Here is a 24,792-nt window from a genome sequence, read left to right as displayed (position 1 = left end):
TTTAAGCAGTCAGACGGTATAGCTCTTACTCAGGCGGGCGAAAAACGCTATACTCGTGCCGCCTTGTCCCCTTAGTTAAATGGATATAACGAGCCCCTCCTAAGGGCTAGTTGCAGGTTCGATTCCTGCAGGGGACACCATAACCCTCCTGCTTTATGTCGGATCCACGCCGACTTTTGATGGTTTTTCTGCAGCTCCTGTAGACTGTCTACTCAAGGTGGTACCGACCTGATCATCAATGCCCCCTTCCTGTTAACGCACAAAGTGATTTATTTATAGATATAAAACCTGTGGCGCCATTCCTCTTTTTAAAAAGAGGAAAACACCAGTTATAATTTTGCGACTAAAATGAACAACTCACAGGAAAAGAGGAGTTGTAAAACGTAATGACATCGTCAGCAGCGACCGCACGAAAAGCATACTGCTCACTCCCGACAGACATTCAAAATATTGATATTCACGATCATAAAAACATAGTTTTCTTGCCCTGACAGGTATGACCTAATGAACAGGCCATCAGACTCATCTATTTTTACCGCAACGCGTTAACACTCACCTAAATCATCACCGCGGTATTAGTATTCAAGTTTCGTTCGCATCGCCTGCTGGCCTCCCATAATCACATTATTATTACCTTTGCCTGTGTAAGCCTGACCTTAGCTATCGTCCTGATTGTTGGATTTTCCTCAATCCACCTGTATGAACCAACGATTCGCTTAGCCAGTAATATAATGGCTTACATATGGACGTTCTTTTTTTCCACGACGATGGCATTAACCCGCTTCAGAAATATATTCAGGACAGGAGTCTATTTTTACTACTTCGTTTATATCTTAACCTTCTCTTTCTTAACAACCGCAGATGTCGCTAGCGAGAACACAGGGTATAAAGCGAGGCTTTTCGAAACGCTGGGCACTCTGATCTTTATTATCATTATTTTCCTTAATGCGTTTAATCTTTATCAATTATCCAACAATAAATATGAGAATGCCTATCAGAACTCGATTCGTGATTATCTGATGCAGCTGTATAACCGCCGTTATTTTTACCTTGTGCTGATAAAAAATGCAACGGGTCTCTGTGCAAAACCATTGTCTAAATTGTTATGCGACATCGATCATTTCAAGCGCATCAATGACAAATATGGTCACTTTCAGGGAGATCTTGTTATTCAGTATGTGGCCGGGGTTCTTCAGGATCAGGTTCGCAGAGATGATATTGTGGCCAGAACAGGCGGCGAGGAATTTGCGCTATTACTGTCTGACGTGGGCCAACAGCAGGCGCAACTCATCGCCGAGCGGACCCGCCAGACCATTATCAACCCAGGCGACGTCAGCAGCAGGGTTAAACTGCCCGAAAGCGTCACGATCAGTATCGGTCTTGCCACAACGGAGGATCCTAAAACGTTATAGAATGAATGACTTAACCGTGCCGACGGCGCCCTGTACCAGGCAAAAAAAGCAGGTAGGAATTGCGTGGTTGCCTGGCAGAAGCCCTCCTGCACTCTATAGCCTCGACAATTAACCGACAGCAACACGCTTTATGCGTACAATATCGCGTGGCCTGGTCGTTAACCTGCCGCCCAGCCGATGCAACACTCTCTGGACAACAAAGGAGCCAGGCGTTGATATGAAACAGATCACCCTTAGCGATATGCAGCAGCAGAGCGAAGCGGCGGCCAGTTCCCCGCGCTTACGTGCCCATCGCAATTTTCACCCTGAGCTGAGCGACCCGGTGCAGCGTCTGGCTATCGCTATGGAACCCGGCACCTATATCCGCCCGCACCGGCACCGACATACCTTTGAACTTTTGCTGCCGCTGAAAGGCCGCTTTGTGGTGCTAAATTTTGATGATCATGGCGCGATCACTAACCGGGTGGTGCTGGGTGAAACCTGCATGGCACTGGAAATGGAGCCTGGCACCTGGCATACGGTGCTCTCACTCGACGCTGGTGGGATGGTATTTGAAGTCAAACAAGGCGCTTATCAACCGCTTGCTGAAATCGACACTATGGACTGGGCGCCAGCAGAAGGTCAGCCGGGTACCGCGGAGATGATGGCCTGGTATGCCATCGCGCAGCCAGGAGATCGCTATCCCTCTGTAACCCGTTAAGCTTGGCCGCCGCAAACGGATGCCGCGAGCATCCGTTTGCGTTATCCCTGTCGTCCAGGCATTGATCTCAAGATCCACATTCTCTTCATGATGCGTTCCCTCTCGTCGAGGTCGTTAATAAAAAAACAAAAAAAGTGTTGTATTCAGGCGCTAAGCAAACTATTTTTCTCGAGCGAAATAAATGATAGGATTACACAATCAAGTGAATGGCTGACGTAACAATAAGAATAATCATCTTATTGATATAATATTCTCAACATGAATGAATTTCATCAATCAGACCAGCGACGTTAACAAAAAAAAGCACATGACCATCAGATTTTCATTGCTAATACTGACCGCTATTTTTCTGCAATAAACAATCCTTATGAATATAACAGAACGGAATATCTGGAAATTAAATAATTTACCGCCAATGGAGTATTGTTCCCTTTCCCGGGCGCAAAAATTATTAAACTGTGAAATTGAAGACATTCTTCACTGGCATGATATCGGTGCGATCAATCTATGCCTGAAGCTTAACCCGACGCGGGGAACACTAAAACTCGCCGTCCTTTCTCATCAGGAAAAAGAGGTAACCAACACATTTAATCCACTCAATTCATCTGAGACGCTGGAAACCTACTGGTCGCCACACTCCCATATCCATAGCATTTTGCGGATTGATGGCGATATTCCCGTCATGGAAACCCAGAGCGGGAATACCGTCACGCAGTTCAACGTCAAGGTCACAGCTTCAGGACTCTGGCATCCGCACAGCCGGAATTTAATGGCGTTGCTGGAGGCGCCTAACGATATTCATCGTGAAAACAGGTTCAGCATGATGCTGCCTGAGAAACCGTTTGTTTATTGTCACTTCATTCCGCAGGAAGCCGAAAACCCCATCCTGTCATTGAATCGGCTCTATATTACCAGTCAGGCAATTGAGAAAATATTTGCCCATAGCATTAGCGCCCGACCGATGGATGTCACAAAAAATCCGCTACGGCAACAAACCGGTTATATCCATCAGGAATTAACTTCACTTCCGCAAAGTGAGGTACTGCTGGAATTTATCCACGATCTTATTCTGTCCCATACTTTATTTAATGTGAAATTGCAGACAATGGCTGAGCCAGACAAGACCCAGCTCTTTCATCACGTGCTGGAAAGGCTTAAGGAGGAAGTCATGCTTAGAGAGAATGCCCTGCCCGACGAGGCCGACACCAGCAACGCAGCCCATCGTTAATCCTGGCTCGCCGCCGAGCGACGCACGCCTTCAGGCAGGAGGCAGGCGGTTTTCCTGCTCAAGCGTTAGCGCAATCTCCCGCGCCAGGGCGATAAATTCGCGTGCCGCGGCGCTCTGCCACGCATCCCTGCGCTGGAGCAAACAGGCCGTTCGCTGCAGCAGCGCGGGTTCCAGCCCAATCGCCACCACATCATCATACTGCCCGGCGATCGCCGCCGGCAGCAGTGTCGCAAGGGGCGTTCGCCGAATGACCGACAGAACGGCGCCGATAGAGTTGGCCTCCATCTGCACGTCAGGTTCGAGCCGATGACGACGACAATAACGATCGATCTGCTCCCGGGTGGCAAACTCGCTGCTCAGTAAAATCAGCGGCTGCGCGTCGAGCGCCTGCAGCCTGAGCGCGTTCTCTCTGGCCAGAGGATGCGTGCGGCTCACCACCAGTGCGAGGGTTTCCGTCAGCAGCGGCTGAACGACAATATCCGGGGAACGACTGTCGTCAAAGGCGATGCCGACATCCAGTTCATCCTGCAGCAACATCATTTCCATGCGCTCCTGGTTCATCTCCTGGATCAGCAATTTCACGCCGGGGTAGCGTCGATAGTAGTTTTCCACCAGCGGTCCCAGCATATAGGTGGTGAAGGTCGGCGTCATGGCAATGCGGAGTTTGCCGCGCTGCAGATCCTCAGCGTCATGCAGAGCGCGCCGCCCCTCCTCAAGATCGCGTAACGCCCGGCGGGCATACTCCAGCCAGATCTCTCCGGCATCGGTTAACCGGATATAACGGCCAGAGCGGTCGAAAAGCTGAACCTCCAGCATGGCTTCCAGCTGGCGGATCTGCTGTGACAGCGCCGGCTGGGAGACGTGCAGCGCCGCGGCGGCGCGGGTAAAGCCACGGTGTTCTGCCACAGCGATAAAGTAGGAAAGATGGCGCAGGAGCATCCGCTTACCTATAAGTAATTCAACTAGGGTTCATCATAAATAAGTCTTTTAACTTATGAAACAAGTTACGTACCCTCTACGCACGACCCGTTGCCTCTTTTACCTTGAACATCATCTTATGCAGGAGTGACTATGTCCGCTCACGATCGCTATCTCCAGCGCGCCTTAGCGCTGGCAAAACACAACACAACCCACGGTGGTCGCCCCTTTGGCGCCGTGATGGTGCGCCATAACGAGGTTGTCGCCGAAGCCGTCAATACCTTTCATCTGAGCGGCGACCCAACGGCGCATGCCGAACTGAATGCCGTTCGCGATATTGCCGCCAGGCTGGGAAGCGAAGTTCTGCGCGAATGCGTTATTTACGCCAGCGGACAGCCTTGTCCGATGTGTCTTAGCGCACTCTATTTAACCGGCGTGCGGGAAGTATTTTTCGCCAACAGCAATCAGGACGGAGAGCCTTTTCAGCTATCTACCGCCGCGATTTATCAGCAGTTGCAGCAGCCGCTGGCGCAGCAGACGTTGCCGATCCATCATCGCCCCCAGCCGGAGGGGCTGGCAGTTTATCAGCGGTGGGCGGAACAGCAGCCATGAAAGCCGTGTTGCGACAGAATCTGACGCTGGGGATCCTGGTGCTGATCGGCATAAATATGCGGCCGCTGCTCACCTCCATCGGCCCTTTGCTTCCGGAGATCCGCGCCGCCAGCGGGATGAGCTATACCCTAGCCGCGCTACTGACCGCCCTGCCGGTGGTAGCGATGGGCGTGCTGGCGCTGGCCGGCGGCTGGGTCGATCGTCATGTCGGTCAAAACCGTAGCATTGCGCTAAGCCTGCTGATTATCGCGGCGGGCGCCCTGTTGCGGGAAATCGCCCCGAATAGCGGCCTACTGCTCACCAGCGCCCTGGCCGGAGGCGTTGGCATCGGCATCATCCAGGCTGCCATCCCGGCGGTGATTAAGCGCTTATTCGCCCGACGGACGCCGCTGGTAATGGGGCTATGGTCAGCCGCGCTAATGGGCGGTGGCGGGTTAGGCGCCGCGTTAACGCCGTGGCTGGCGTCGCACAGCACAGCCTGGCGGGATGCGCTGGCCTGGTGGGCGCTCCCCGCCCTCCTCGCCCTGCTCAGCTGGCTGGCGATTTGCCGGCACCTGCCCCGTGCTCCGCATCAGACCAGCGCCGCCCCCCGGGTAGCGATTATTGGCCAGCGCCGCGCCTGGACGCTGGGGCTCTATTTCGGACTGATCAATGCCGGCTACGCCAGTCTGATCGCCTGGCTGCCGCCCTATTATATGCAGCTTGGCGACAGCGCCCAGTACAGCGGCTCGCTGCTGGCGTTGCTGACGGTTGGGCAAACCGCGGGCGCGCTGCTGCTGCCGGCGCTGGCTCGCCAGGATGACCGGCGCCAGCTACTGCTGTGTGCTCTGGCGCTCCAGCTGATTGGCTTCTGCGGCTTCATCTGGCTGCCGCAGCACTTCTCCGCGCTCTGGGCTCTCGCCTGCGGCGTCGGTCTGGGCGGCGCGTTTCCCCTGTGCCTGGTGCTGGCCCTCGATCATGCCGGACAACCGACGGTGGCCGGCCGGCTGGTAGCCTTTATGCAGGGTATCGGATTTATTATCGCCGGCCTGTCGCCCTGGCTTTCCGGCCTGCTGCGTAGCCTGAGCGGGAACTACACCCTTGACTGGTCCTGGCATGCGCTCTGTGTCCTGTTACTCATGGCGATCACGCTGCGCTTTATCCCGGCACACTACCCTGCCGAGTGGCGACAGCGCGCCTCTGATCTGCATTAAACCGGTGGCGCGTGGCAACGTGAATGCCGCGCGCCAAGCCTGACTAGCCCCGCTAATCGCCCTGATGAGAAACCCGTTTTCGCAGCGTCGCTGGCGCTAAATTTATTACCGGGCGAAATTAATGTGTCGCCGAATCACGACACTCGTAAGTAACTAAAAATTAATAAAAAAATGCCTCTTGTTTCCCTGATTTTTTAGGCGTACATTAGCGCCATCTGGAGCACTTAACGCACAGAATTGCGAGCTGCCGCAGGGTGAGATTTCACCAGCGACAGCCCTTGAAAAACAGAACAATTAATTCATTTGAACGTCGCATAAGCGCGTGGAGTGATGAGTCGTGAAATACTTCTTTATGGGCCTCTCTTTTATGGTCATCGTTTGGGCCGGTACTTTTGCCCTGATGATCTAGACTGCAGCGGTGTCAAAAAAAACGGGAGCCCAGAGGCTCCCGTTTTTGTTATAGCGTATTCGCCGAAGCGCTAGCTCGCGGCGGGCAGCAAGCCATCCGCGCGGAACATCGCCTTAATGCCGCGGATCGCCTGACGCGTCCGGTCCCGGTTCTCGATCAGCGCGAAGCGGACATGGGTATCGCCATAATCGCCAAAGCCAATCCCCGGAGAAACGCAAACCTTCGCTTCGTTAAGCAGCTTTTTCGCAAACTCCAGCGAGCCCATGTCGGCATAAGGTTCCGGAATTTTCGCCCAGACGTACATGGACGCTTTCGGACACTCCACCATCCAGCCGGCCTCATGGAGCCCTTTCACCAGCACATCGCGGCGGCGCTTATACTGTTCAGCGATATCCCGCACGCATTGCTGATCGCCCTCCAGGGCAGCGATCGCCGCCACCTGCAGCGGCGTAAACGTGCCGTAGTCATGGTAGCTTTTGATGCGGGCAAGCGCGTTCACCAGGGTCTTATTACCGACCATAAAGCCAATGCGCCAGCCGGCCATGTTATAGCTTTTCGACAGGGTAAAGAACTCGACGGCGACATCGCGCGCGCCGGGCACCTGCATGATGGAGGGCGCTTTCCAGCCGTCATACACGATATCGGCATAGGCCAGATCGTGGACGACCAGGATGTCATACTGCTTCGCCAGGGCGACAACCTTTTCAAAGAAATCCAGCTCGACGCACTGCGCGGTCGGATTCGAGGGAAAGCCAAGGATCATCATCTTCGGCTTCGGATAGCTCTCGCGGATGGCGCGTTCCAGTTCGTTAAAGAAATCCACCCCTTCCACCAGCGGCACCGAGCGCACCTGCGCCCCGGCAATCACCGCGCCGTAGATATGGATCGGGTAGCTGGGGTTCGGCACCAGCACGGTGTCGCCATGATCCAGCGTCGCCAGCATCAGGTGCGCCAGCCCCTCTTTCGAACCAATGGTGACGATCGCTTCCGATTCCGGATCGATATCGACGTTATAGCGTTCTTCGTACCAGCGCGAAATAGCGCGACGCAGGCGTGGGATCCCCCGCGAGGTAGAGTAACCATGGGTGTCAGGCCGCTGGGCGACGGTGCAGAGTTTTTCCACGATATGCGGCGGCGTCGCGCCATCGGGATTGCCCATACTGAAATCAATAATATCTTCGCCGCGCCGGCGCGCAGCCATTTTCAGTTCGGCAGTAATATTAAAAACGTACGGGGGGAGACGATCGATACGCGTAAAACGGCGTTCAGGACTGGATTCAGCCATAGGTTCCTCTGATTAACGTTAGCGCCCGGACCGTCCGAGCGACGCTGCCGCTGTTGCGGCTCGTTTAGAAAATAACCTGAAAAAAATCACGTTGTCGAGTGCCCTGACGAAAAATAATCACTGGCGTTAAAAACGGGTATCGTCTGCGCTAAATACGGCAGTACGCTGCGGAATGAATACCGTTTTGTCTGCAAGTGGTAACATATTGATATCTTTTCTATCACGGGTATTTATCGTTTCTTCTGGCGTCTGGCGGTACATCGCCTCCCCACCCCTCAATCCCCTTTTAAAAGTGCGCCTTTTCCTCATTATTTTTCTGCGGCTGGTCTTCTGTCGTCAGGTTTTTTATCATGTCCTTTTCTGGCCACTGACGCGGCGCACCCATGCACGAAATCTTTACTATGATGCTGGCGGTCTATGATCGTGCGGCCCTGATGCTTATTTGCCTGTTTTTTCTCATTCGCCTGCGCCTGTTCCGCGAACTGTTGCATAAGTCGGCGCATACGCCGAAAGAGCTGCTGGCTGTCACCGCCATTTTCTCGCTGTTCGCGCTCTTCAGTACCTGGTCCGGTGTGCCGGTGGAAGGATCGCTGGTAAACGTGCGCATCATCGCCGTGATGTCCGGCGGGATCCTGTTTGGTCCCTGGGTGGGGGCCATTGTCGGGGTGATTGCCGGTGTGCACCGCTATCTGATTGATATTGACGGCGTGACCGCCGTGCCCTGCTTTATCACCAGCATCATCGCCGGCCTGCTGTCGGGGTTGATTAACCGCAAAGTGGCCCGCGATCAACGCTGGAAAATCGGCATTCTGGCCGGAATGGTCTGCGAGACTCTGACCATGATCCTGGTGGTGATCTGGGCCCCTTCCCTCAGCCTCGGCGTGGATATTGTTTCGAAAATTGGTATCCCGATGATCCTCGGCAGCGTCTGCATCGGTTTTATCGTGCTGCTGGTGCAGAGCGTGGAAGGGGAAAAGGAGGCCAGCGCCGCGCGGCAGGCGAAACTGGCGCTCGACATTGCCAACAAAACCCTGCCGCTGTTCCGTCAGGTCAACAGCGATTCTCTGCGCCAGGTTTGCGACATTATCCGCCGCGACATTACCGCCGACGCGGTGGCGATCACCAATACGGAACACGTGCTGGCCTACGTGGGCGTCGGTGAAGCCAACTATCAACATCATAACGATGTCATCAGTCCCACCACCCGACAGGCCATCCGTTATGGAAAAATCATTATTAAAAACAATGATGAAGCCCACCGCACGCCGGAGATCCACTCCTTGATGGTCATTCCGCTGTGGGAAAAAGGGGTGGTCACCGGTACGCTAAAAATCTATTACTGCCACGCCCATCGCATCACCTCGACGCTGCAGGAGATGGCGATAGGCCTGTCACAAATCATCTCCACCCAGCTGGAGGTTTCCCGCGCCGAACAGCTACGGGAGATGGCCAACAAAGCGGAGCTGCGCGCTCTGCAAAGCAAGATTAACCCGCACTTTTTATTCAATGCCCTGAACGCGATCTCCTCCTCGATTCGCCTTAATCCGGACACCGCGCGCCAGCTCATTTTTAATCTGTCGCGCTATCTGCGCTATAACATCGAATTAAAAGACGATGAGCAGATTGATATCAAACGAGAGCTGTATCAGATCAAAGATTACATCGCCATTGAACAGGCGCGATTCGGCGACAAACTGACGGTTATCTATGATATTGACGACGACGTCAGCTGCGTGATCCCAAGCCTGCTTATCCAGCCTCTGGTGGAAAATGCCATTGTGCACGGCATTCAGCCGTGTAAAGGGAAAGGCGTGGTGACGATCGGCATCAATGAGTGCGGTAATCGGGTTCGCATCAGCGTTCGCGACACCGGCAACGGCATCGATCCCGCCGTGGTCGCCCGCGTGGAAGCCGATGAAATGCCGGGTAACAAAATCGGCCTGCTCAACGTTCATCATCGGGTGAAACTTCTCTATGGCGAGGGGCTGCATATCCGCACCCTGACGCCAGGAACGGAGATCGCTTTTTATGTCCCCAATCACTCTACGCCGCAGGCGCTGACGGAGTCTCTGTTGTCATGAGCGGAGAAAAGATGAAAGTTATCATTGTGGAGGATGAGTTTCTGGCCCAACAGGAACTCTCCTGGCTTATCAACACCCACAGCCAGATGGAGATCGTCGGCAGCTTTGACGACGGACTGGACGTGCTGAAATTTCTCCAGCACAACAAGGTCGACGCCATCTTTCTCGATATCAATATTCCATCGCTGGACGGCGTTCTGCTGGCGCAGAACATCAGCCAGTTCGCCCATAAGCCTTTTATCGTCTTTATCACCGCGTGGAAAGAACACGCCGTGGAAGCCTTTGAGCTGGAGGCGTTTGACTACATTCTGAAGCCCTACCAGGAGTCGCGCATCATCAATATGCTGCAGAAGCTGACCGCCGCCTGGCAGCAGCAAAATAACGCCGCTTCCGGGTTAACCAGCGTGGCGCCTCGGGAAAACGACACCATCAATCTGATAAAAGATGAGCGGATCATCGTCACCAGCATTCATGATATCTATTATGCCGAGGCGCACGAGAAGATGACCTTCGTCTACACTCGCCGGGAGTCATTCGTCATGCCGATGAACATTACCGAATTCTGCAGCAAACTGCCCACCGCACATTTCTTTCGCTGTCACCGCTCGTACTGTGTGAATCTCTGCAAAATTCGGGAAATTGAGCCGTGGTTTAACAATACCTATGTGCTACGCCTGCGCGACCTGGAGTTTCAGGTTCCGGTCAGTCGCAGTAAAGTGAAAGAGTTTCGCCAGCTGATGAATCTGTAGACGGCGGGGCTCCCCGCCTGGCCGGGCTACGACAGTAGCCCGGGAGGAATGCGCTTACAGCACCTGACCCAGCGTCTGACGCAGATGCGCGCCGGAGCCCAGCAGGCCTGGGTTGTCATGCACGATCAGGTAAACCGGGATATCCTGGACATAGGCTTTAAAACGACCTTTGTCCTCAAAACCGCCGCGGAAGCCGGAGGCTTTAAAGAACTCCAGGAAGCGCGGCACGATGCCGCCAGCGATATAGACGCCGCCAAACGTCCCCAGGGTCAGCGCCAGGTTTCCACCGAAGCGCCCCATAATGACGCAGAACAGCGACAGCGCCCGGCGACAGTCGGTGCAGCTATCCGCCAGCGCCCGCTCGGTGACCTCACGCGGCTGCAGGTTCTCCGGCAGTCGTCCATCCGATTTGACTATCGCGCGATAAAGGTTGACCAGACCAGGACCGGAGAGGACGCGTTCTGCGGAGACATGCCCTAGCTCAGCGCGCAGCTCTTCCAGAATAATGCCCTCTTCTTCGCTGTTCGGCGCAAAATCGACATGGCCGCCTTCGCCCGGCAGGCTGACCCAGCGCTTATCAACGTGTACCAGATGGGCTACGCCCAGCCCGGTTCCGGCGCCATAAACGGCGATCGGTTTGCCGGCTACCGGCGCGCTGCCGCCGAACTGGATCAGGTGCTCGGCTTTCAGCATCGGGATGGCCATTGAAACGGCGGTGAAATCGTTAATAATCTCAAGGTGCGCAAAGCCAAGGTTGCGCTTCATCTCGGCGATGGAGAAGGCCCAGGTATGGTTGGTCATCGCCACCCAGTCGCCGGTGATCGGGCAGGCGATAGCGATACAGCCTTCGCTGACCGTCACCTGATGCTCCTCGAGATAGACGCGCACCACCGCCTCCAGACTGGGATAATCGAGCCCGGAATAGGTCTTTGCACGAGAGATCTCTCCGCTCGCCAGATCACACAGCGCCAGGCGGGCGTTGGTCCCCCCGACATCTCCTACTAAAGCAAATTTTGTCATTCCGTTACGGCTCCGCTAAAGTCAAAATAAATCTTTTGGCACACTGTAAATTCATGGCGGCTTAACAACAACGTCCAACTCGCGGACGCCCCTTGTTTAGCGACACAGGTCACATTTAGTTTGTAATCAATGCAAAGTAGCCTATTAACGAGGCCACGGGTATCAGACGCCGCCTTAACTTTATCGTTTCAGCACCATTTGCATCGACGGTCCCCGCCGACAAAGGCAAAGTAGTGCTCCTGAACTTTAACAAGGACATTTTCATGCTCCATCCTCGCGCCAGAACAATGCTGATCCTGTCGGTGCCGGCTATCCTGATTGGCATCGCCTCTAGTCTGATCCTGATCGGCGCGATGAAGGTTGCCGCGTTGCTGCAGCGCATCCTGTGGAGCAATTTGCCTGTGCAGTTTGGAGTAAGCGCCGAGAACCCGCTGTGGATCATCGCCATTCTCACGGCGACGGGGATCGCGGTGGGCCTGGTCGTCCGTTACAGCCCGGGGCATGCCGGGCCGGACCCGGCGACCGAGTCGTTAATCGGCGCGCCCATTGCCACCGGCGCGCTGCCCGGGTTGCTGGCGGCGCTGATCCTTGGCCTCGCCGGCGGCGTCAGCCTCGGCCCGGAGCATCCGATTATGGTGGTGAATATTGCGCTGGCCGTCGCCGTCGGCTCCCGACTGTTCCCGCGGGTCAGCTCTCTTGACTGGACCATTCTCGCGGCCTCAGGCACCATCGGCGCCCTCTTCGGCACCCCGGTGGCCGCCGCGCTGATTTTTTCGCAAACCCTCAACAGCAGCAACGAGTCGCCGCTATGGGATCGTCTGTTTGCCCCGATGCTTGCCGCCGCCGCGGGCGCGCTGACCACCGGGCTGTTTTTCCACCCCCACTTCACGCTGCCGCTCCCACACTATAGCCAGATGCACTTCGTCGATATTGTCAGCGGCATGATCGTCGCCCTGATCGCTATCGCCGTCGGTATGGTCGCCGTCTGGTGTCTGCCGCGCCTGCACACGCTGATGCATCGCCTGAAAAACCCGATCCTGACGCTGGGCCTCGGCGGCTTACTGTTAGGGATCCTCGGGACCATTGGCGGACATTTAACGTTGTTTAAGGGGCTGGATGAGATGCAGCAGCTGGCCTTCAGCCAGACGCTGACAGCCTCGGATTATCTGCTCATCGCGCTGGTTAAACTGGCTGCGCTGGTTCTCGCCTCGGCCTGCGGCTTTCGCGGCGGGCGGATTTTCCCCGCGGTCTTCGTCGGCGTGGCGCTGGGGCTGATGCTGCATGCCCACGTGGACGCCGTGCCGGCGGCGATCACCGTCTCCTGCGCGATCCTCGGCATGGTGCTGGTCGTCACCCGCGACGGCTGGCTGAGCCTGTTTATGGCCGCCGTGGTGGTGCCGGACACCACGCTGCTGCCGCTGCTGTGCATTGTGATGCTCCCGGCCTGGCTGCTGCTGGCCGGGAGGCCCTTGATGATTGCCAGACACCATACCGACTAAACGCGGCTGTTTCGTTCCTCCAGCGCCTGCGTCACCGCGCGCAGGAAATCGGGAATATCCATTTTCGGCAGCATCACTTCCACCAGGGTGAGCGTATCGGAGGTGATGCTCTCCGCCATCGCCTCCCGTAGCTCATCGGTGTGCGTAACCCGCCAGCAGCGCGAGGCAACGTCCGGGGCGAAGGCTTCCGGCAGGCGTCGCCAGTCCCACAGGGCAATGTCATTGTAGCGCTGCTCCGGGCCGTGAATCGCCCGTTCCACGGTATACCCTTCGTTATTCAGCAGCAGAATAAGCGGATTTTGCTTATCGCGCAGAATAGAGCCCATCTCCTGAATCGTCAGCTGGGCGGCGCCATCGCCGACGATCAGCACCACCCGCCGCTCTGCCGCCGCGGTTTGCGCGCCATAGGCGGCCGGGAGGGTAAAACCAATCGAGCCCCACAGCGGCTGGACGATCAGCGACGCCTCTGACGGCAGCTTCAGCGCGGCAATGCCGAAGGCGGCCGTCCCCTGGTCGGCGAGAATAATATCGCCGGGACGCAGCGCCCCCTGCACCGTCGCCCAGAAATTTTTCTGCGTGAGTTCGCCGTCGGCCCCCTCCTCCACTTCCGGCGCCACGACCTGAGGCGCAGCCCACTCCGCCGCCAGCGGTGCGGAAAGGGTCATCAGCGCAGCCAGTGCCTGATCCATCGGCACGCCGCTGAACCAGTGATCGCCCACCCTGACCGCGAAGGGCTGGATCTCTATCGTCTTATCCCGCGCCAGATGCTGGGTGAATCCTGCGGTGATGGTGTCGGTGAAGCGCGTGCCGATGCAGATGATGGTCTCGGCGTTTTCGATGGCCTCCCGGGTCTGCGGCGCGCTGGCGATACCGCTGTAGGTGCCGACAAAACCTCTCTGCTGCTCATCGAACAGCCCCTTGCCCATTAGCATGGTGGCGTGGGCGACGGGGGTTTTCGCTACCCATTCCCGGAGCGTGTTTTGCAGGCCATAGCGTTGCGCGAGGAAGTCCGCCAGCAGGGAGATGCGTCGACTGCCCCGCAGCAGGCGGCTGGCATGCTCGCAGAATCCGGCGAGCTGGTTTTCATCCGCCGGAGCGGCCTCCACCAGCAAGCGCTGCGCTGGGGCAATCGCTGCCGCTCTGGCGACATCGGCCGGCAGCATCAGATAGCCAGGCCGATGATGCGTCAGCATATCGCGCAGAACACGGTCGATCTCATGGCAGGCGTTGCCGGCGGTCAGCAGCGCCTGGCTACAGGTGATCTGCTCGCTCATCCGCGCAAAATGGCGGAAATCGCCGTCGCCCAGGGTGTGATGCAGCAGTTCGCCCCGCTGCTGAGCGCCAGTGGAGGGCGCGCCGACGATATGTAATACCGGAATATGCTCCGCATAGCTGCCCGCCACGCCGTTCAGGGCGCTCAGTTCGCCGACGCCGTAGGTTGTTAGTAACGCACCGGCTCCCTTAATGCGTGCATAACCGTCAGCAGCATAGGCCGCATTGAGCTCGTTGGCGCAGCCGACCCACCCCAACGCATTGTGCGCAATGACCCGGTCGAGAAACTGTAAGTTGTAATCTCCCGGCACGCCGAACAAGCGGTCAATACCGCAGTCGACGAGGCGATCCAGCAGATAATCCCCAATAGTGTAAGTCGGTTGCATATCCATTTTCCTCATTTTGGCGCAGGTGTAATTTGAGTATTGAATAAGCGATCCGCCTGTCCAGAAAGGGGGCGATAAAGGCGGTGTAAAGCAATAATTACGCCGAAAAAGCGGTGTACTCCACGCAGAACATTGATTAGTGTAAACGTATACACACCCTGTTTTATCTGCGGAGGAAGAATGGTTTACCAGGCAAGTACCACGCGATATCAAACGATGGCCTATCGTCGCTGCGGCCGCAGCGGCCTTCAGCTGCCGGCAATTTCTCTCGGTCTGTGGCATAACTTTGGCGATGAAACGCGGGTGGAAACCAGCCGGCAGATGCTCCAGCACGCATTTGACCTCGGCATTACCCATTTCGACCTGGCCAACAACTATGGGCCGCCGCCGGGCTCGGCGGAGAGCAATTTTGGCCGCATCCTCAAAGAGGCGCTCCTGCCCTATCGCGATGAGTTGATCATCTCCACCAAGGCGGGCTACACCATGTGGGACGGCCCTTACGGCGACTGGGGTTCACGCAAATATCTGGTGGCCAGCCTTAACCAGAGCCTGCAGCGCATGGGGCTGGAATATGTCGATATTTTTTATCATCACCGCCCGGACCCGGAGACACCGCTGACGGAAACGATGCGCGCGCTTGATCACCTTGTCCGCCAGGGTAAAGCGCTGTACGTCGGCATCTCCAACTATCCGCTGGCCCAGGCGCGGGAGGCGGTGAAGATCCTTAACGATCTCGGCACCCCCTGCGTCATTCACCAGCCCCGCTACTCCATGTTTGAACGCGGCGTGGAAGAGGGGCTGCTGGATTTTTTGCAGACGGAAGGGGTGGGAAGTATAGCGTTTTCACCGCTGGCCGGCGGACAGCTCACCGACCGCTATCTCAACGGCATTCCGGCAGACTCACGTGCCGCCAGCAGCAGTCGTTTTCTGCAGCCGGAGCAGCTGACCAGCGCCAGATTAGAAAAAATTCGTCAGCTGAATACGCTGGCGGAAGCACGCGGGCAGAAGCTGTCGCAGATGGCGCTGGCCTGGGTGCTGCGCGAGGAGAAAGTCACCTCCGTGCTGATCGGCGCCAGCAAAACCGCCCAGCTGGATGACGCTGTCGGAATGCTGAAACATCGTCATTTCAGCGCCGAAGAGTGCGCCGCGATTGATGCCATCCTGGCGCTGTAAAGCAAATGTTACTTTAGCAAAAAGTGCTCTTTTCTGTGCTTTCGGAGTTCGTCCGATGCGATAGGTCTTTACCGGCCCGTAATATCACGTTAACAGGCCGCTTAGGGCCCCGATCGTGAAGGAGAAGAGTATGTTCAGGTCACTGATTCTGGCAGCAGTACTGCTGGCCGCAGCGCCATTAGTCGCTAACGCTGGTGAAATCACCCTGTTGCCATCGATAAAATTACAAATTGGCGATCGTGACAATTACGGTAACTACTGGGACGGTGGCAGCTGGCGCGACCGTGATTACTGGCGTCGTCACTATGAATGGCGTGATAACCGTTGGCATCGTCATGACAACGGCTGGCACAAAGGCTGGTACAAAGGCAGAGATAAAGCCTGGGAGCGCGGCTATCGCGCGGGCTGGAGCGACCGCGACGATCGCCGCGGCGGCTGGGGACGTGGTCCCGGCGGGCGTGGTCACGGTCATGGACATGGCCATCACTAACAGACGAAAAGGGGAGCCCATCGGCTCCCCTTCGCTTTATTCCGCATCGGGAGGCCATTAATCCACCCCGAGCAGCGATCCCACAATTAACCAGCCGTTCAGGCTCACCACAATCGCGACTATCGCCCAGCCGATGCCTCTCACCCAGCGGGTATTCACCAGGTCTCCCATTAGCTTTGCATTGCTGGTAAATATCAGCAGCGGTACCAGGGCAAGCGCAATACCAAAGCTCAGCAACACCTGACTCATCACCAGGATGCGCGTTGGATCCAGCCCCAGCAGAATAACGACAAACGACGGCAGCATGGTGACCGCCCGGCGAAACCACAGTGGAATATGAAAGCGAATGAAGCCCTGCATGACCACCTGACCTGCGAGAGTCCCCACCACCGTCGATGATAAACCTGCAGCGACCAGACTGAGGCCAAAGATGGTCGCCGCCGCATGGCTCAGCAGCGGCTCCAGCGTTCTGTAAGCCTGATCAAGATCGGCGACGCCGGTATGGCCATTGAAATGGAATGCCGCCGCGGCAGTCGCCATCATCGCCAGGTTGACGAACCCGGCAATGGTCATGGCGATCGCCACATCCCAGCGGGTCGCGTTATAGCGCTCTTTTCGCGTCCCGCCGTGCAGATGCTGGGTAAGCGAGGAGTGTAAGTAGATCACGTGCGGCATAATGGTGGCCCCCAGCACCCCGGCGGCTAAGAATACCGCCTCGCCGTTGGGCAGCGTAGGGATCGCCAGCCCTTTGGTCAGGGGAGCCAGCGCGGGCTGGGAAAAGATCAATTCAACGACATAGGCGACGGCAACAAACAGCAGCAAGCCGCCAATCACCTTCTCCAGCGGTTTTTGTCCGCGCCGCTGCAGCATCAGGATCAGGAAGGTCGCCACCCCGGTCAGCACCGCCCCTTGCAGAAGCGATACGCCCAGCACCAGCTTAAAGCCAATCGCAGCGCCAATAAATTCGGCCAGGTCGGTGGCCATGGCGATGATTTCCGCCTGCACCCAGTAAAACCACACTACCGGGCGCGGGTAATGGTCGCGGATCTGCTCGGCCAGGTTTTTACCGGTGGCAATGCCGAGTTTGGCAGAGAGCACCTGGATCAGCATTGCCATCAGGTTGGCCCATACCACCACCCACAGCAGCTGATAGCCAAAGCTGGCGCCAGCCTGAATATTCGTGGCGAAATTACCCGGATCGATATAGCCAATGGCAGCGACGAAAGCTGGCCCCATTAAGGCGAGCTTCACCTTGCGCGCGGCGCGACTACTGCTATTCTCAACGCGACTGCTAGTCATCTTCTGCCTCTGGAAATATAGCCTTTGCTATGTTTCATGCTATCAAAATGCGAATGATTATCAAGTTCATTTAGAATGGAGATAATGATTGCTGTGATAGGAGGGAACAATTGCTGGCCGGAAATGAAAAACGGGCGTCAGTAAACCCGATCGCGCCCGCTAGTAAGAGTAGTACAAGAATGCAACTTTTAAAACCTTTACGTAACATAACAAAAGTGGATGTTTGATCACTATTTTTGCCATTGGTCACAGTTCCTTGCAATAGTGTGCAATTGATCTCGTTTTCTTTAAAGCCGTTGCATAGAATGTGCACGGAAATTTAACCTGCCTCATATTTGGAGCAACTATGGACCGCGTCTTGCATTTTGTCCTCGCGATCGTTGTGGTGGCTATACTGGCCCTGTTGGTCAGTCATGACCGTAAAAAGATCCGTATTCGTTATGTTGTTCAACTGCTTGTCATTGAAGTCCTGCTGGCCTGGTTCTTCCTGAACTCCGATATTGGTCTGGGTTTTGTGAAAGGCTTCTCCGAGATGTTTGAAAAACTTCTCGGCTTTGCCAACGAAGGGACAAACTTCGTGTTCGGCAGCATGAACGACAAAGGTCTGGCCTTCTTCTTCCTTAAGGTTCTGTGCCCTATCGTCTTCATTTCCGCGTTGATCGGTATTTTGCAGCATATTCGCATCCTGCCGATTGTTATTCGCGCCATCGGTACCGTGCTGTCGAAAATCAACGGCATGGGCAAGCTGGAGTCCTTCAACGCCGTCAGCTCGCTGATCCTCGGCCAGTCGGAAAACTTTATTGCCTATAAAGATATTCTCGGCAAAATGTCACGCAACCGTATGTACACCATGGCGGCGACCGCGATGTCCACCGTATCGATGTCCATCGTCGGCGCATACATGACCATGCTGCAGCCGAAGTACGTCGTCGCGGCGCTGGTGCTCAACATGTTCAGCACCTTTATCGTTCTGTCGTTGATTAACCCGTACCGTGTGGAAGAGAGTGAAGAAAATCTGCAGATGTCGAATCTGCACGAAGGTCAAAGCTTCTTCGAGATGCTGGGCGAGTACATTCTGGCGGGCTTTAAAGTCGCGATTATCGTGGCGGCGATGCTGATCGGCTTCATCGCGCTGATCTCCGCGCTGAACGCCCTGTTCGCCACTGTGACCGGCTGGTTCGGCTACAGCATCTCCTTCCAGGGGATCCTTGGCTATATCTTCTACCCGGTCGCCTGGGTGATGGGCGTGCCGGCAAGCGAAGCGCTGCAGGTGGGCAGTATTATGGCTACCAAGCTGGTCTCGAATGAATTCGTCGCCATGATGGATCTGCAGAAAATCGCCTCGACGCTCTCCCCGCGCGCGGAAGGCATTATCTCTATCTTCCTGGTCTCCTTCGCCAACTTCTCGTCTATCGGCATCATCGCCGGGGCGATCAAAGGTCTTAACGAAGAACAAGGCAACGTGGTTTCTCGCTTCGGTCTGAAGCTGGTTTACGGCTCCACGCTGGTCAGCGTCCTGTCTGCTTCTATTGCGGCTCTGGTTCTGTAACAGACGCCTGTCATCTGAGCCGGGCGATGCCCGGCTTTTTTTTACCCGTCATTCGCCCAGCGGCTGAGGCTTGCCCACCAGGTAGCCCTGCAGATAATTCACCCCCAGCTCCAGCAAGCGCGCTTTTTGCGGTTCGCTTTCGACATATTCCGCCACCACGCTCATCTGTTTCGCCCGCGCCATCTCGACAATCGATTTCACCATAATGGCGTCCAGCGGGTCAGTGAGGATGTCGCGGACGAAGCAGCCGTCAATCTTGATGATATCGGCCTGCAGATGCTTCAGTCGTTCATAGTTCGCATATCCGGTGCCAAAGTCATCAATGGCGATGGCGCAGCCAAACGCGCGCAGCGCTTCAAGATTTTGCCGGCTGATGTCGGCATTGGAAAAGGCCTGCTCTTCAGTGACTTCAATAGTGATAAGGTCTGGTGAGACCGCATAGCGTTGAAACAGCGCGATAATCTGCGCGGCGCTATCCTTTTGCATCAGGGTTGCAGGCAGCAGATTGACCGAGAATCGCTGGCCAGCGTGCTGATGAAGCACGCTGAACAAGGTCTCCAGCACCAGCATGTCGAAACGTTGGCTGAGGTTAAACTGCACAATCAACGGGATAAACTGATCGGGCATAATGACGCTATCGCCACAGCGCATCCGGGTGAGGATCTCATGATATCCCTCCCCTTCCCTGTTCTGAATCGGTTGCGCATAGAGCATGAGCGCCCGCTCTTTGAGCACCTGCTTGACGCGCATGAGGAGGCGCACCTGCTCGGTGGTTTGATCCACCACCAGCTCCTGCTCCTCATCCAGCGCCAGCACCCGACGTTCGCTGCCCGCCTGTTCGGAAAGCCAGCTTAGCTGACCCAGCATCTGGTGAAGTCCCTCGCGCTGACCGTCGTCGCGCCCCCCGGCCGCGCCAAACTCTAGATCCAGCGGCTGATTGTGCCAGCTGAATTTTTTGTGGTTGAGAACCGCGACCATATGATGCAAACGGGATGAAGGCTCCGGTCCGTCAAGCACGAGGATCAGTTCGCTGCCCGGCACCTGGAAAACTTTATCCGCCTCCCCCAGCAGCGGTTGCAGCGCCCGAATAATCTGCCGTTTACAGTCCACCCCCATCATCAGGCCATAATGCCTGCTGAGAAAGTCGAGATTATGAATACGTAGGCTGCAGATAACCTGCTGCGGACAGCTTTGTAAATGGCTCTCCAGCGCGCGCAGGTTAGGCAAGCCAGTCAGCGGATCTTCTTCCGCCTGACTACGCCAGCGGCGTTTATTGCGATCGCTGCGGGCATAGGTGTCTGCCATATAAAACAAACAGATAGTAAAGGAGATCAACACTGACAGCACAAAGGATAATGAATACTCGCTTTGGACGCCCTGGAGAAAGTTTTTGTTATACACCACCAGTAAAAAAGCCGAGACCGACCATGAAATACGCAGCAACGCATGACCAATCCGGCTAATCCCGATAAAGTAGACGATAAAAATCACCGGAACTAAATAACCGGCAATAAATTCAGACTGATACGGCGCACACAATAGCGTTAATATCACCGCCAGCGCAATAAACCAATATAGCGTAAAGGAACGATATTTTGCTGCCAGCCACGGTAAACATTCCTGCCGCCAGAATCGTCGAGCGTAGCGTGGATTGATAATCATCCGCATTGGATAATATAAAAAGGTGGTAAAAATTAATGCTGCGCTGATTAAACTTTGAATATCTATTACGGTGTAAATCAACGGCATACTACCAAAATAGCTGGTAATAGATAGGGGAAACGCAAAATATTGTCCGGCGAGGTACATGGTGATTTTCAGCAGCACCGGCGCGAAGAACCCGCCCCAGAAGATCCGCGCCCCCATATGTTTCGCCGTTGGACCACAGCGCCAGCGCTTACCCACCAACAGTCTTAGAATAGCGCAGGAGACGAACACCGCAAACAGCTGACAAAAGAGTAAGATAAACGCCTGCGGTAGCGTTAATTTAATTATCAGGCTATTGGTAATGGCAAATGCGAGAATTAATGGTGCAATCGCATAGCGACCAAAGATAAAAATAACAGAAAACATTACGCTGATTGGCAGCCAGGCAATATAAATAAGATTGCCATCAATAACCGTTTGCGGTGAAATAAAACGAGCCAGCGGAATAGCGACTAAACAGACGATAAAGGCCAACAGAGTTTTTTTGATATTAATGTTAATTTTATCAACCATTATTGTTAATTAAAACTCCGGCAACCTCATTACGCTTAATGGGGGAAATGTTATGTTGCTTATTTAGGGCAAGCAAGGTGAATTATCAGGAAAAAGTCTGAAATTACTTTCGATTTTAATAGCTGGAGATTAACTGACGTAACCAGAAAGTGCTTTACATGAGAATAGATAAAAAAAACCCCCGCCGAAGCGAGGGTTCTGAATTTTGGTGGAGCTAAGCGGGATCGAACCGCTGACCTCTTGCATGCCATGCAAGCGCTCTCCCAGCTGAGCTATAGCCCCACAGGACCTCTTTATGAACCAAATCCGCTGGGTGCAGAATTTGGTGGAGCTAAGCGGGATCGAACCGCTGACCTCTTGCATGCCATGCAAGCGCTCTCCCAGCTGAGCTATAGCCCCGTAACGTAAAGCGTGTCGTGTTGACGGGCGGCATAATATGAATTCCTCGCTCAGGTGTCAACGGCAAAATTATCCTTCTCGATTCAATCGCTGAAAAAGCAGGCAACCTGCTGAGATTGCGAGCCTTATCGCAGCCAGAAGTTAAACAGGTCACCTTTTCCAGTAAAAGGATGCTATAACATGGACAGCTAATTCCCATACATTTACTCAGGAAATAGTATGCTCAAGGAACGAATGACACCTGAAGAAATCGCCCATCTGACCGGCTACAGCCGGCAAACTATCAATAAGTGGGTGCGGAAAGAAGGCTGGCAGACCTCTCCGCGGCCTGGCGTCCAGGGCGGTAAGGCGCGCCTGGTCCATGTCAATGAGCAAGTCAGGGAGTTTATCCGCAGCGCCCAGCGCGTGGCGGAGACGCCCGGCACCTATTCTCCCCACGACAGCGATCTGGAATCGCTGCTGCTGACCCTCTGTAAAGAACTCACTCCCAGCGAGCAGAAGCAGCTTATGTCGCTGCTGTTACGCGAGGGGATCACCGGGTTACTGCTTCGGTTAGGGATCCGCGATCGGTAAACCATGATGAAACTAAAAGATAAAATGACGCCCGCAGAGCTTGCCGACTGCCTGGGGCTGGCGAGACAAACGATCAATCGCTGGGTTCGTGAGAAGAAATGGCGCACGGAAACGATACCCGGCGTCAAAGGAGGCCGAGCGCGGCTGGTGGTCATCGACCAACCGGTGCGCGAGTTTCTGACGAACATTCCCGCCAGACGCCATCTGTTTAGCGACAATCATCTCGCGGAATCGCCAGGCGCTTACCTGGTCAATGAAGCGGACGCGATCTGGCGGCAAATCACAGAAACCCTGCAACTGATGACTCCGGCAGAACAGCTGCAGCTCCGCGACCTGCTGGCCCGGGAAGGGATTAGCGGTTTTCTTGCCCGCCTCGGCATCGCCAGCCCGGTGTAACAGACAAAAAAAACGGCAGGGGTATCCTGCCGTTTTATCATCCAGGTCCCCGTCAGGACGCCTGGCCTTCGCGCTCAACGATAAAAGCCAGCGCTTTATTGATACGCTCTACGCTACGGGACTTGCCGATTGCATGGACGGTAACGTCAAGCGCAGGAGACTGCCCTGCACCGGTAACGGCCACGCGCAGCGGCATACCGACTTTACCCATGCCCACTTCCAGCTCATCAGCGGTCGCCTGAATCGCGTGGTGGACGTTTTCCGCCGTCCAGTCGCTAATCGCCGCCAGCTTGTCGCGGACGACTTCCAGCGGCTGACGCGCTACCGGACGCAGATGTTTCTTCGCCGCGTCGGCGTCGAATTCAGCGAACTCTTCATAGAAGTAGCGGCAGCTCTGGGCAATCTCTTTCAGCGTTTTGCAACGCTCGCCCAGCAGCTTCACCAACTCGGCCAGCTGCGGACCGTTGCGGGTATCGATATTTTCCTGCTCAATATGCCACTGCAGATGCGTCGCCACATACTCCGCCGGCAGCGTATTGATGTAATGATGGTTCAGCCACAGCAGCTTGTCGGTGTTGAACGCACTCGCGGATTTGCTGACCGCCCCCAGCGAGAAGAACTCGATCATCTCTTCGCGGGTGAAGATCTCCTGATCGCCATGGGACCAGCCCAGACGCACCAGATAGTTCAGCAGCGCTTCGGGCAGGTAGCCATCGTCGCGATACTGCATCACGCTGACCGCCCCGTGGCGTTTGGAGAGTTTCTTGCCATCGTCGCCGTTGATCATCGATACGTGCGCGTATACCGGCACAGGCGCATTCAGCGCTTTAAGGATGTTGATCTGGCGCGGCGTGTTGTTGATATGATCTTCACCACGGATCACGTGGGTGATCGCCATGTCCCAGTCATCCACTACGACGCAGAAGTTGTAGGTCGGGGAACCATCGGTACGGCGAATGATCAGATCGTCCAGCTCCTGGTTGCTGAACTCGATAGGTCCGCGGATCTGATCGTCAAAAATAACCGACCCTTCCTGCGGGTTGGCGAAACGCACCACGCACGGCTCATCATCGGCATGATGCTCGTGGCTATGGCGGCAGCGTCCATCGTAACGCGGCTTCTCACCGTTCGCCATTTGCTCTTCGCGCAACGCTTCCAGACGCTCTTTTGAGCAATAGCATTTATAAGCGGTACCGGCTTCCAGCATCTCATCGATCACGTTGTTATAACGATCGAAACGTTTAGTCTGGTAATAGGGACCTTCGTCCCATTGCAGATTCAGCCAGTTCATGCCATCCATGATGGCTTCAATTGCTTCCGGGGTGGAGCGTTCGAGATCGGTGTCTTCAATACGCAGTACAAACTCACCGCCGTGGTTACGGGCAAAAAGCCAGGAATAGAGAGCAGTACGCGCACCGCCAACGTGCAGATAGCCGGTTGGGCTTGGCGCGAAGCGAGTTTTGATTTTCATGAATTGGCCTTACGTTTAATAAAGATGCCGATAGCCGGCAATGTCCGGTGGAAATTATGGGTCAATATTCTAACACCGTGGGCTGATTCCTCAATGTTGTTCCCGTCGGAACGTCGCGGTTTGCCGTTTTTGTTTATAAATCATGCTATGACGCCGCTTTTGCGATCGCTTTGTTTAATTTTACGACGAACGAACGAATTCTTTAGAAAAGGCGTTGACTCATTTTCAACTCTCCCTATAATGCGACTCCACACAGCGGGGGTGATTAGCTCAGCTGGGAGAGCACCTCCCTTACAAGGAGGGGGTCGGCGGTTCGATCCCGTCATCACCCACCACTACTTAACGTAGTCTCCGCCGTGTAGAACAGAAAATTGAGAAGTGGGTGATTAGCTCAGCTGGGAGAGCACCTCCCTTACAAGGAGGGGGTCGGCGGTTCGATCCCGTCATCACCCACCACT

At 55.3% G+C, this 24,792-nt stretch carries 22 protein-coding genes and 5 tRNA genes; 17 read left to right on the top strand and 10 right to left on the bottom strand.

What is annotated here, in order from left to right:
- Positions 1 to 65 precede the first annotated feature (65 nt).
- The 4 genes from ABLV04_RS00135 (at position 66) to ABLV04_RS00120 (ending at position 3,340) form a co-directional block, all read left to right on the top strand.
- Positions 66 to 140: transfer RNA gene (locus ABLV04_RS00135), tRNA-Arg, on the top strand.
- Between the two features lie 420 nt (positions 141 to 560).
- On the top strand, positions 561 to 1,412 hold the full coding sequence (locus tag ABLV04_RS00130) for a GGDEF domain-containing protein (RefSeq protein ID WP_348815243.1): 852 nt from the start codon (positions 561 to 563) through the stop codon (positions 1,410 to 1,412).
- Positions 1,413 to 1,629: 217 nt separating this feature from the next.
- A complete protein-coding gene (locus ABLV04_RS00125; protein ID WP_044524294.1) occupies positions 1,630 to 2,112 on the top strand; it encodes a WbuC family cupin fold metalloprotein in 483 nt (160 codons plus the stop codon).
- 367 nt (positions 2,113 to 2,479) lie between these two features.
- Positions 2,480 to 3,340: a hypothetical protein gene (locus tag ABLV04_RS00120; RefSeq protein ID WP_032428953.1), complete on the top strand. Its 861-nt coding sequence runs from the start codon at positions 2,480 to 2,482 to the stop codon at positions 3,338 to 3,340.
- 30 nt (positions 3,341 to 3,370) lie between these two features.
- Here the strand turns inward: ABLV04_RS00120 and cynR are convergent, their stop codons facing one another.
- Positions 3,371 to 4,279 (bottom strand): transcriptional regulator CynR, encoded by a 909-nt coding sequence (gene cynR, locus ABLV04_RS00115; RefSeq protein ID WP_147733375.1) that lies wholly within the window; start codon positions 4,277 to 4,279, stop codon positions 3,371 to 3,373.
- Positions 4,280 to 4,411: 132 nt separating this feature from the next.
- On the opposite strand from cynR, the gene ABLV04_RS00110 reads away from it, so the two are divergent.
- The 3 genes from ABLV04_RS00110 (at position 4,412) to ypdK (ending at position 6,472) form a co-directional block, all read left to right on the top strand.
- Complete coding sequence (locus ABLV04_RS00110) at positions 4,412 to 4,870, top strand: nucleoside deaminase (protein WP_023290577.1); 459 nt, start codon at positions 4,412 to 4,414, stop codon at positions 4,868 to 4,870.
- The gene (locus ABLV04_RS00105; protein ID WP_023290578.1) at positions 4,867 to 6,063 is read left to right on the top strand and encodes a CynX/NimT family MFS transporter; all 1,197 of its coding nucleotides are present in this window, start codon (positions 4,867 to 4,869) and stop codon (positions 6,061 to 6,063) included. The genes ABLV04_RS00110 and ABLV04_RS00105 overlap by 4 nt, the downstream gene beginning before the upstream one ends.
- Positions 6,064 to 6,400: 337 nt before the next feature.
- On the top strand, positions 6,401 to 6,472 hold the full coding sequence (gene ypdK, locus ABLV04_RS00100) for a membrane protein YpdK (protein WP_099119320.1): 72 nt from the start codon (positions 6,401 to 6,403) through the stop codon (positions 6,470 to 6,472).
- A gap of 70 nt (positions 6,473 to 6,542) precedes the next feature.
- Here the strand turns inward: ypdK and alaC are convergent, their stop codons facing one another.
- Both alaC and ABLV04_RS00090 read right to left on the bottom strand, forming a co-directional pair.
- Positions 6,543 to 7,757 (bottom strand): alanine transaminase, encoded by a 1,215-nt coding sequence (alaC, locus tag ABLV04_RS00095; RefSeq protein ID WP_004202031.1) that lies wholly within the window; start codon positions 7,755 to 7,757, stop codon positions 6,543 to 6,545.
- A 286-nt stretch (positions 7,758 to 8,043) separates the two neighbouring features.
- Positions 8,044 to 8,142 carry a hypothetical protein gene (locus ABLV04_RS00090; protein ID WP_032428955.1) on the bottom strand — a complete coding sequence of 33 codons (99 nt, stop codon included), beginning with the start codon at positions 8,140 to 8,142 and terminating at the stop codon, positions 8,044 to 8,046.
- On the opposite strand from ABLV04_RS00090, the gene ABLV04_RS00085 reads away from it, so the two are divergent.
- Both ABLV04_RS00085 and ABLV04_RS00080 read left to right on the top strand, forming a co-directional pair.
- A complete protein-coding gene (locus tag ABLV04_RS00085) occupies positions 8,141 to 9,838 on the top strand; it encodes a sensor histidine kinase (RefSeq protein ID WP_023290579.1) in 1,698 nt (565 codons plus the stop codon). The genes ABLV04_RS00090 and ABLV04_RS00085 overlap by 2 nt on opposite strands.
- Positions 9,839 to 9,849: 11 nt before the next feature.
- A complete protein-coding gene (locus ABLV04_RS00080; RefSeq protein WP_147733376.1) occupies positions 9,850 to 10,587 on the top strand; it encodes a LytTR family DNA-binding domain-containing protein in 738 nt (245 codons plus the stop codon).
- A gap of 54 nt (positions 10,588 to 10,641) precedes the next feature.
- Here the strand turns inward: ABLV04_RS00080 and glk are convergent, their stop codons facing one another.
- Positions 10,642 to 11,607 carry a glucokinase gene (gene glk, locus ABLV04_RS00075; RefSeq protein ID WP_004202027.1) on the bottom strand — a complete coding sequence of 322 codons (966 nt, stop codon included), beginning with the start codon at positions 11,605 to 11,607 and terminating at the stop codon, positions 10,642 to 10,644.
- A gap of 263 nt (positions 11,608 to 11,870) precedes the next feature.
- Between glk and ABLV04_RS00070 the strand changes: the two genes are divergently transcribed.
- Complete coding sequence (locus ABLV04_RS00070) at positions 11,871 to 13,106, top strand: ion channel protein (RefSeq protein ID WP_147733377.1); 1,236 nt, start codon at positions 11,871 to 11,873, stop codon at positions 13,104 to 13,106.
- Here the strand turns inward: ABLV04_RS00070 and ABLV04_RS00065 are convergent.
- Positions 13,103 to 14,764, bottom strand: a complete 1,662-nt coding sequence (locus tag ABLV04_RS00065) for a thiamine pyrophosphate-binding protein (RefSeq protein WP_147733378.1) — start codon at positions 14,762 to 14,764, stop codon at positions 13,103 to 13,105. The genes ABLV04_RS00070 and ABLV04_RS00065 overlap by 4 nt on opposite strands.
- Before the next feature lie 180 nt (positions 14,765 to 14,944).
- Here ABLV04_RS00065 and mgrA point away from each other — a divergent pair, with 180 nt between their 5' ends.
- The gene (gene mgrA, locus ABLV04_RS00060) at positions 14,945 to 15,937 is read left to right on the top strand and encodes an L-glyceraldehyde 3-phosphate reductase (RefSeq protein ID WP_023290583.1); all 993 of its coding nucleotides are present in this window, start codon (positions 14,945 to 14,947) and stop codon (positions 15,935 to 15,937) included.
- Between the two features lie 130 nt (positions 15,938 to 16,067).
- Positions 16,068 to 16,427, top strand: a complete 360-nt coding sequence (locus ABLV04_RS00055; protein ID WP_023290584.1) for a DUF2502 domain-containing protein — start codon at positions 16,068 to 16,070, stop codon at positions 16,425 to 16,427.
- 57 nt (positions 16,428 to 16,484) lie between these two features.
- Here the strand turns inward: ABLV04_RS00055 and ABLV04_RS00050 are convergent, their stop codons facing one another.
- The gene (locus ABLV04_RS00050; RefSeq protein ID WP_004202021.1) at positions 16,485 to 17,726 is read right to left on the bottom strand and encodes an Nramp family divalent metal transporter; all 1,242 of its coding nucleotides are present in this window, start codon (positions 17,724 to 17,726) and stop codon (positions 16,485 to 16,487) included.
- A gap of 346 nt (positions 17,727 to 18,072) precedes the next feature.
- On the opposite strand from ABLV04_RS00050, the gene nupC reads away from it, so the two are divergent.
- Positions 18,073 to 19,275, top strand: coding sequence for a nucleoside permease NupC (nupC, locus tag ABLV04_RS00045; protein ID WP_012540950.1), 1,203 nt, complete (start codon positions 18,073 to 18,075; stop codon positions 19,273 to 19,275).
- Positions 19,276 to 19,323: 48 nt separating this feature from the next.
- Here nupC and ABLV04_RS00040 read toward each other — a convergent pair whose 3' ends face one another.
- From ABLV04_RS00040 to ABLV04_RS00030, 3 genes are all read right to left on the bottom strand, one after another.
- Positions 19,324 to 21,495, bottom strand: a complete 2,172-nt coding sequence (locus ABLV04_RS00040) for an EAL domain-containing protein (RefSeq protein ID WP_348815216.1) — start codon at positions 21,493 to 21,495, stop codon at positions 19,324 to 19,326.
- Between the two features lie 206 nt (positions 21,496 to 21,701).
- Positions 21,702 to 21,777, bottom strand: a tRNA-Ala gene (locus ABLV04_RS00035).
- A 41-nt stretch (positions 21,778 to 21,818) separates the two neighbouring features.
- Positions 21,819 to 21,894 (bottom strand) — tRNA-Ala (locus tag ABLV04_RS00030).
- A 219-nt stretch (positions 21,895 to 22,113) separates the two neighbouring features.
- On the opposite strand from ABLV04_RS00030, the gene ABLV04_RS00025 reads away from it, so the two are divergent.
- Together ABLV04_RS00025 and ABLV04_RS00020 are read left to right on the top strand one after the other, a co-directional pair.
- The gene (locus tag ABLV04_RS00025) at positions 22,114 to 22,467 is read left to right on the top strand and encodes a YfeC-like transcriptional regulator (RefSeq protein WP_004202017.1); all 354 of its coding nucleotides are present in this window, start codon (positions 22,114 to 22,116) and stop codon (positions 22,465 to 22,467) included.
- Positions 22,468 to 22,470: 3 nt separating this feature from the next.
- A complete protein-coding gene (locus tag ABLV04_RS00020; protein ID WP_101881326.1) occupies positions 22,471 to 22,863 on the top strand; it encodes a YfeC-like transcriptional regulator in 393 nt (130 codons plus the stop codon).
- A gap of 52 nt (positions 22,864 to 22,915) precedes the next feature.
- Here the strand turns inward: ABLV04_RS00020 and gltX are convergent, their stop codons facing one another.
- Positions 22,916 to 24,334, bottom strand: coding sequence for a glutamate--tRNA ligase (gltX, locus tag ABLV04_RS00015; protein WP_180265859.1), 1,419 nt, complete (start codon positions 24,332 to 24,334; stop codon positions 22,916 to 22,918).
- Positions 24,335 to 24,593: 259 nt separating this feature from the next.
- Here gltX and ABLV04_RS00010 point away from each other — a divergent pair.
- Both ABLV04_RS00010 and ABLV04_RS00005 read left to right on the top strand, forming a co-directional pair.
- Positions 24,594 to 24,669 (top strand) — tRNA-Val (locus ABLV04_RS00010).
- Between the two features lie 45 nt (positions 24,670 to 24,714).
- Positions 24,715 to 24,790 (top strand) — tRNA-Val (locus ABLV04_RS00005).
- Positions 24,791 to 24,792 lie beyond the last annotated feature (2 nt).

It is taken from the genome of Klebsiella sp. JN_Kp127 (assembly GCF_040062505.1).
GTDB lineage: Bacteria > Pseudomonadota > Gammaproteobacteria > Enterobacterales > Enterobacteriaceae > Klebsiella > Klebsiella quasipneumoniae.
This window is presented reverse-complemented; position numbering and strand designations above follow the sequence as displayed.

Bases quoted from the DNA above. Each gene is read 5' to 3' on its own strand.
- ABLV04_RS00125 (WP_044524294.1), top strand. From the start codon at position 1,630: ATGAAACAGATCACCCTTAGCGATATGCAGCAGCAGAGCGAAGCGGCG.
- ABLV04_RS00120 (WP_032428953.1), top strand. From the start codon at position 2,480: ATGAATATAACAGAACGGAATATCTGGAAATTAAATAATTTACCGCCA.
- cynR (WP_147733375.1), bottom strand. From the start codon at position 4,279: ATGCTCCTGCGCCATCTTTCCTACTTTATCGCTGTGGCAGAACACCGT.
- ABLV04_RS00110 (WP_023290577.1), top strand. From the start codon at position 4,412: ATGTCCGCTCACGATCGCTATCTCCAGCGCGCCTTAGCGCTGGCAAAA.
- ABLV04_RS00105 (WP_023290578.1), top strand. From the start codon at position 4,867: ATGAAAGCCGTGTTGCGACAGAATCTGACGCTGGGGATCCTGGTGCTG.
- alaC (WP_004202031.1), bottom strand. From the start codon at position 7,757: ATGGCTGAATCCAGTCCTGAACGCCGTTTTACGCGTATCGATCGTCTC.
- ABLV04_RS00085 (WP_023290579.1), top strand. From the start codon at position 8,141: ATGCACGAAATCTTTACTATGATGCTGGCGGTCTATGATCGTGCGGCC.
- ABLV04_RS00090 (WP_032428955.1), bottom strand. From the start codon at position 8,142: ATGGGTGCGCCGCGTCAGTGGCCAGAAAAGGACATGATAAAAAACCTG.
- ABLV04_RS00080 (WP_147733376.1), top strand. From the start codon at position 9,850: ATGAAAGTTATCATTGTGGAGGATGAGTTTCTGGCCCAACAGGAACTC.
- glk (WP_004202027.1), bottom strand. From the start codon at position 11,607: ATGACAAAATTTGCTTTAGTAGGAGATGTCGGGGGGACCAACGCCCGC.
- ABLV04_RS00070 (WP_147733377.1), top strand. From the start codon at position 11,871: ATGCTCCATCCTCGCGCCAGAACAATGCTGATCCTGTCGGTGCCGGCT.
- ABLV04_RS00065 (WP_147733378.1), bottom strand. From the start codon at position 14,764: ATGCAACCGACTTACACTATTGGGGATTATCTGCTGGATCGCCTCGTC.
- mgrA (WP_023290583.1), top strand. From the start codon at position 14,945: ATGGTTTACCAGGCAAGTACCACGCGATATCAAACGATGGCCTATCGT.
- ABLV04_RS00055 (WP_023290584.1), top strand. From the start codon at position 16,068: ATGTTCAGGTCACTGATTCTGGCAGCAGTACTGCTGGCCGCAGCGCCA.
- ABLV04_RS00050 (WP_004202021.1), bottom strand. From the start codon at position 17,726: ATGACTAGCAGTCGCGTTGAGAATAGCAGTAGTCGCGCCGCGCGCAAG.
- nupC (WP_012540950.1), top strand. From the start codon at position 18,073: ATGGACCGCGTCTTGCATTTTGTCCTCGCGATCGTTGTGGTGGCTATA.
- ABLV04_RS00040 (WP_348815216.1), bottom strand. From the start codon at position 21,495: ATGGTTGATAAAATTAACATTAATATCAAAAAAACTCTGTTGGCCTTT.
- ABLV04_RS00025 (WP_004202017.1), top strand. From the start codon at position 22,114: ATGCTCAAGGAACGAATGACACCTGAAGAAATCGCCCATCTGACCGGC.
- ABLV04_RS00020 (WP_101881326.1), top strand. From the start codon at position 22,471: ATGATGAAACTAAAAGATAAAATGACGCCCGCAGAGCTTGCCGACTGC.
- gltX (WP_180265859.1), bottom strand. From the start codon at position 24,334: ATGAAAATCAAAACTCGCTTCGCGCCAAGCCCAACCGGCTATCTGCAC.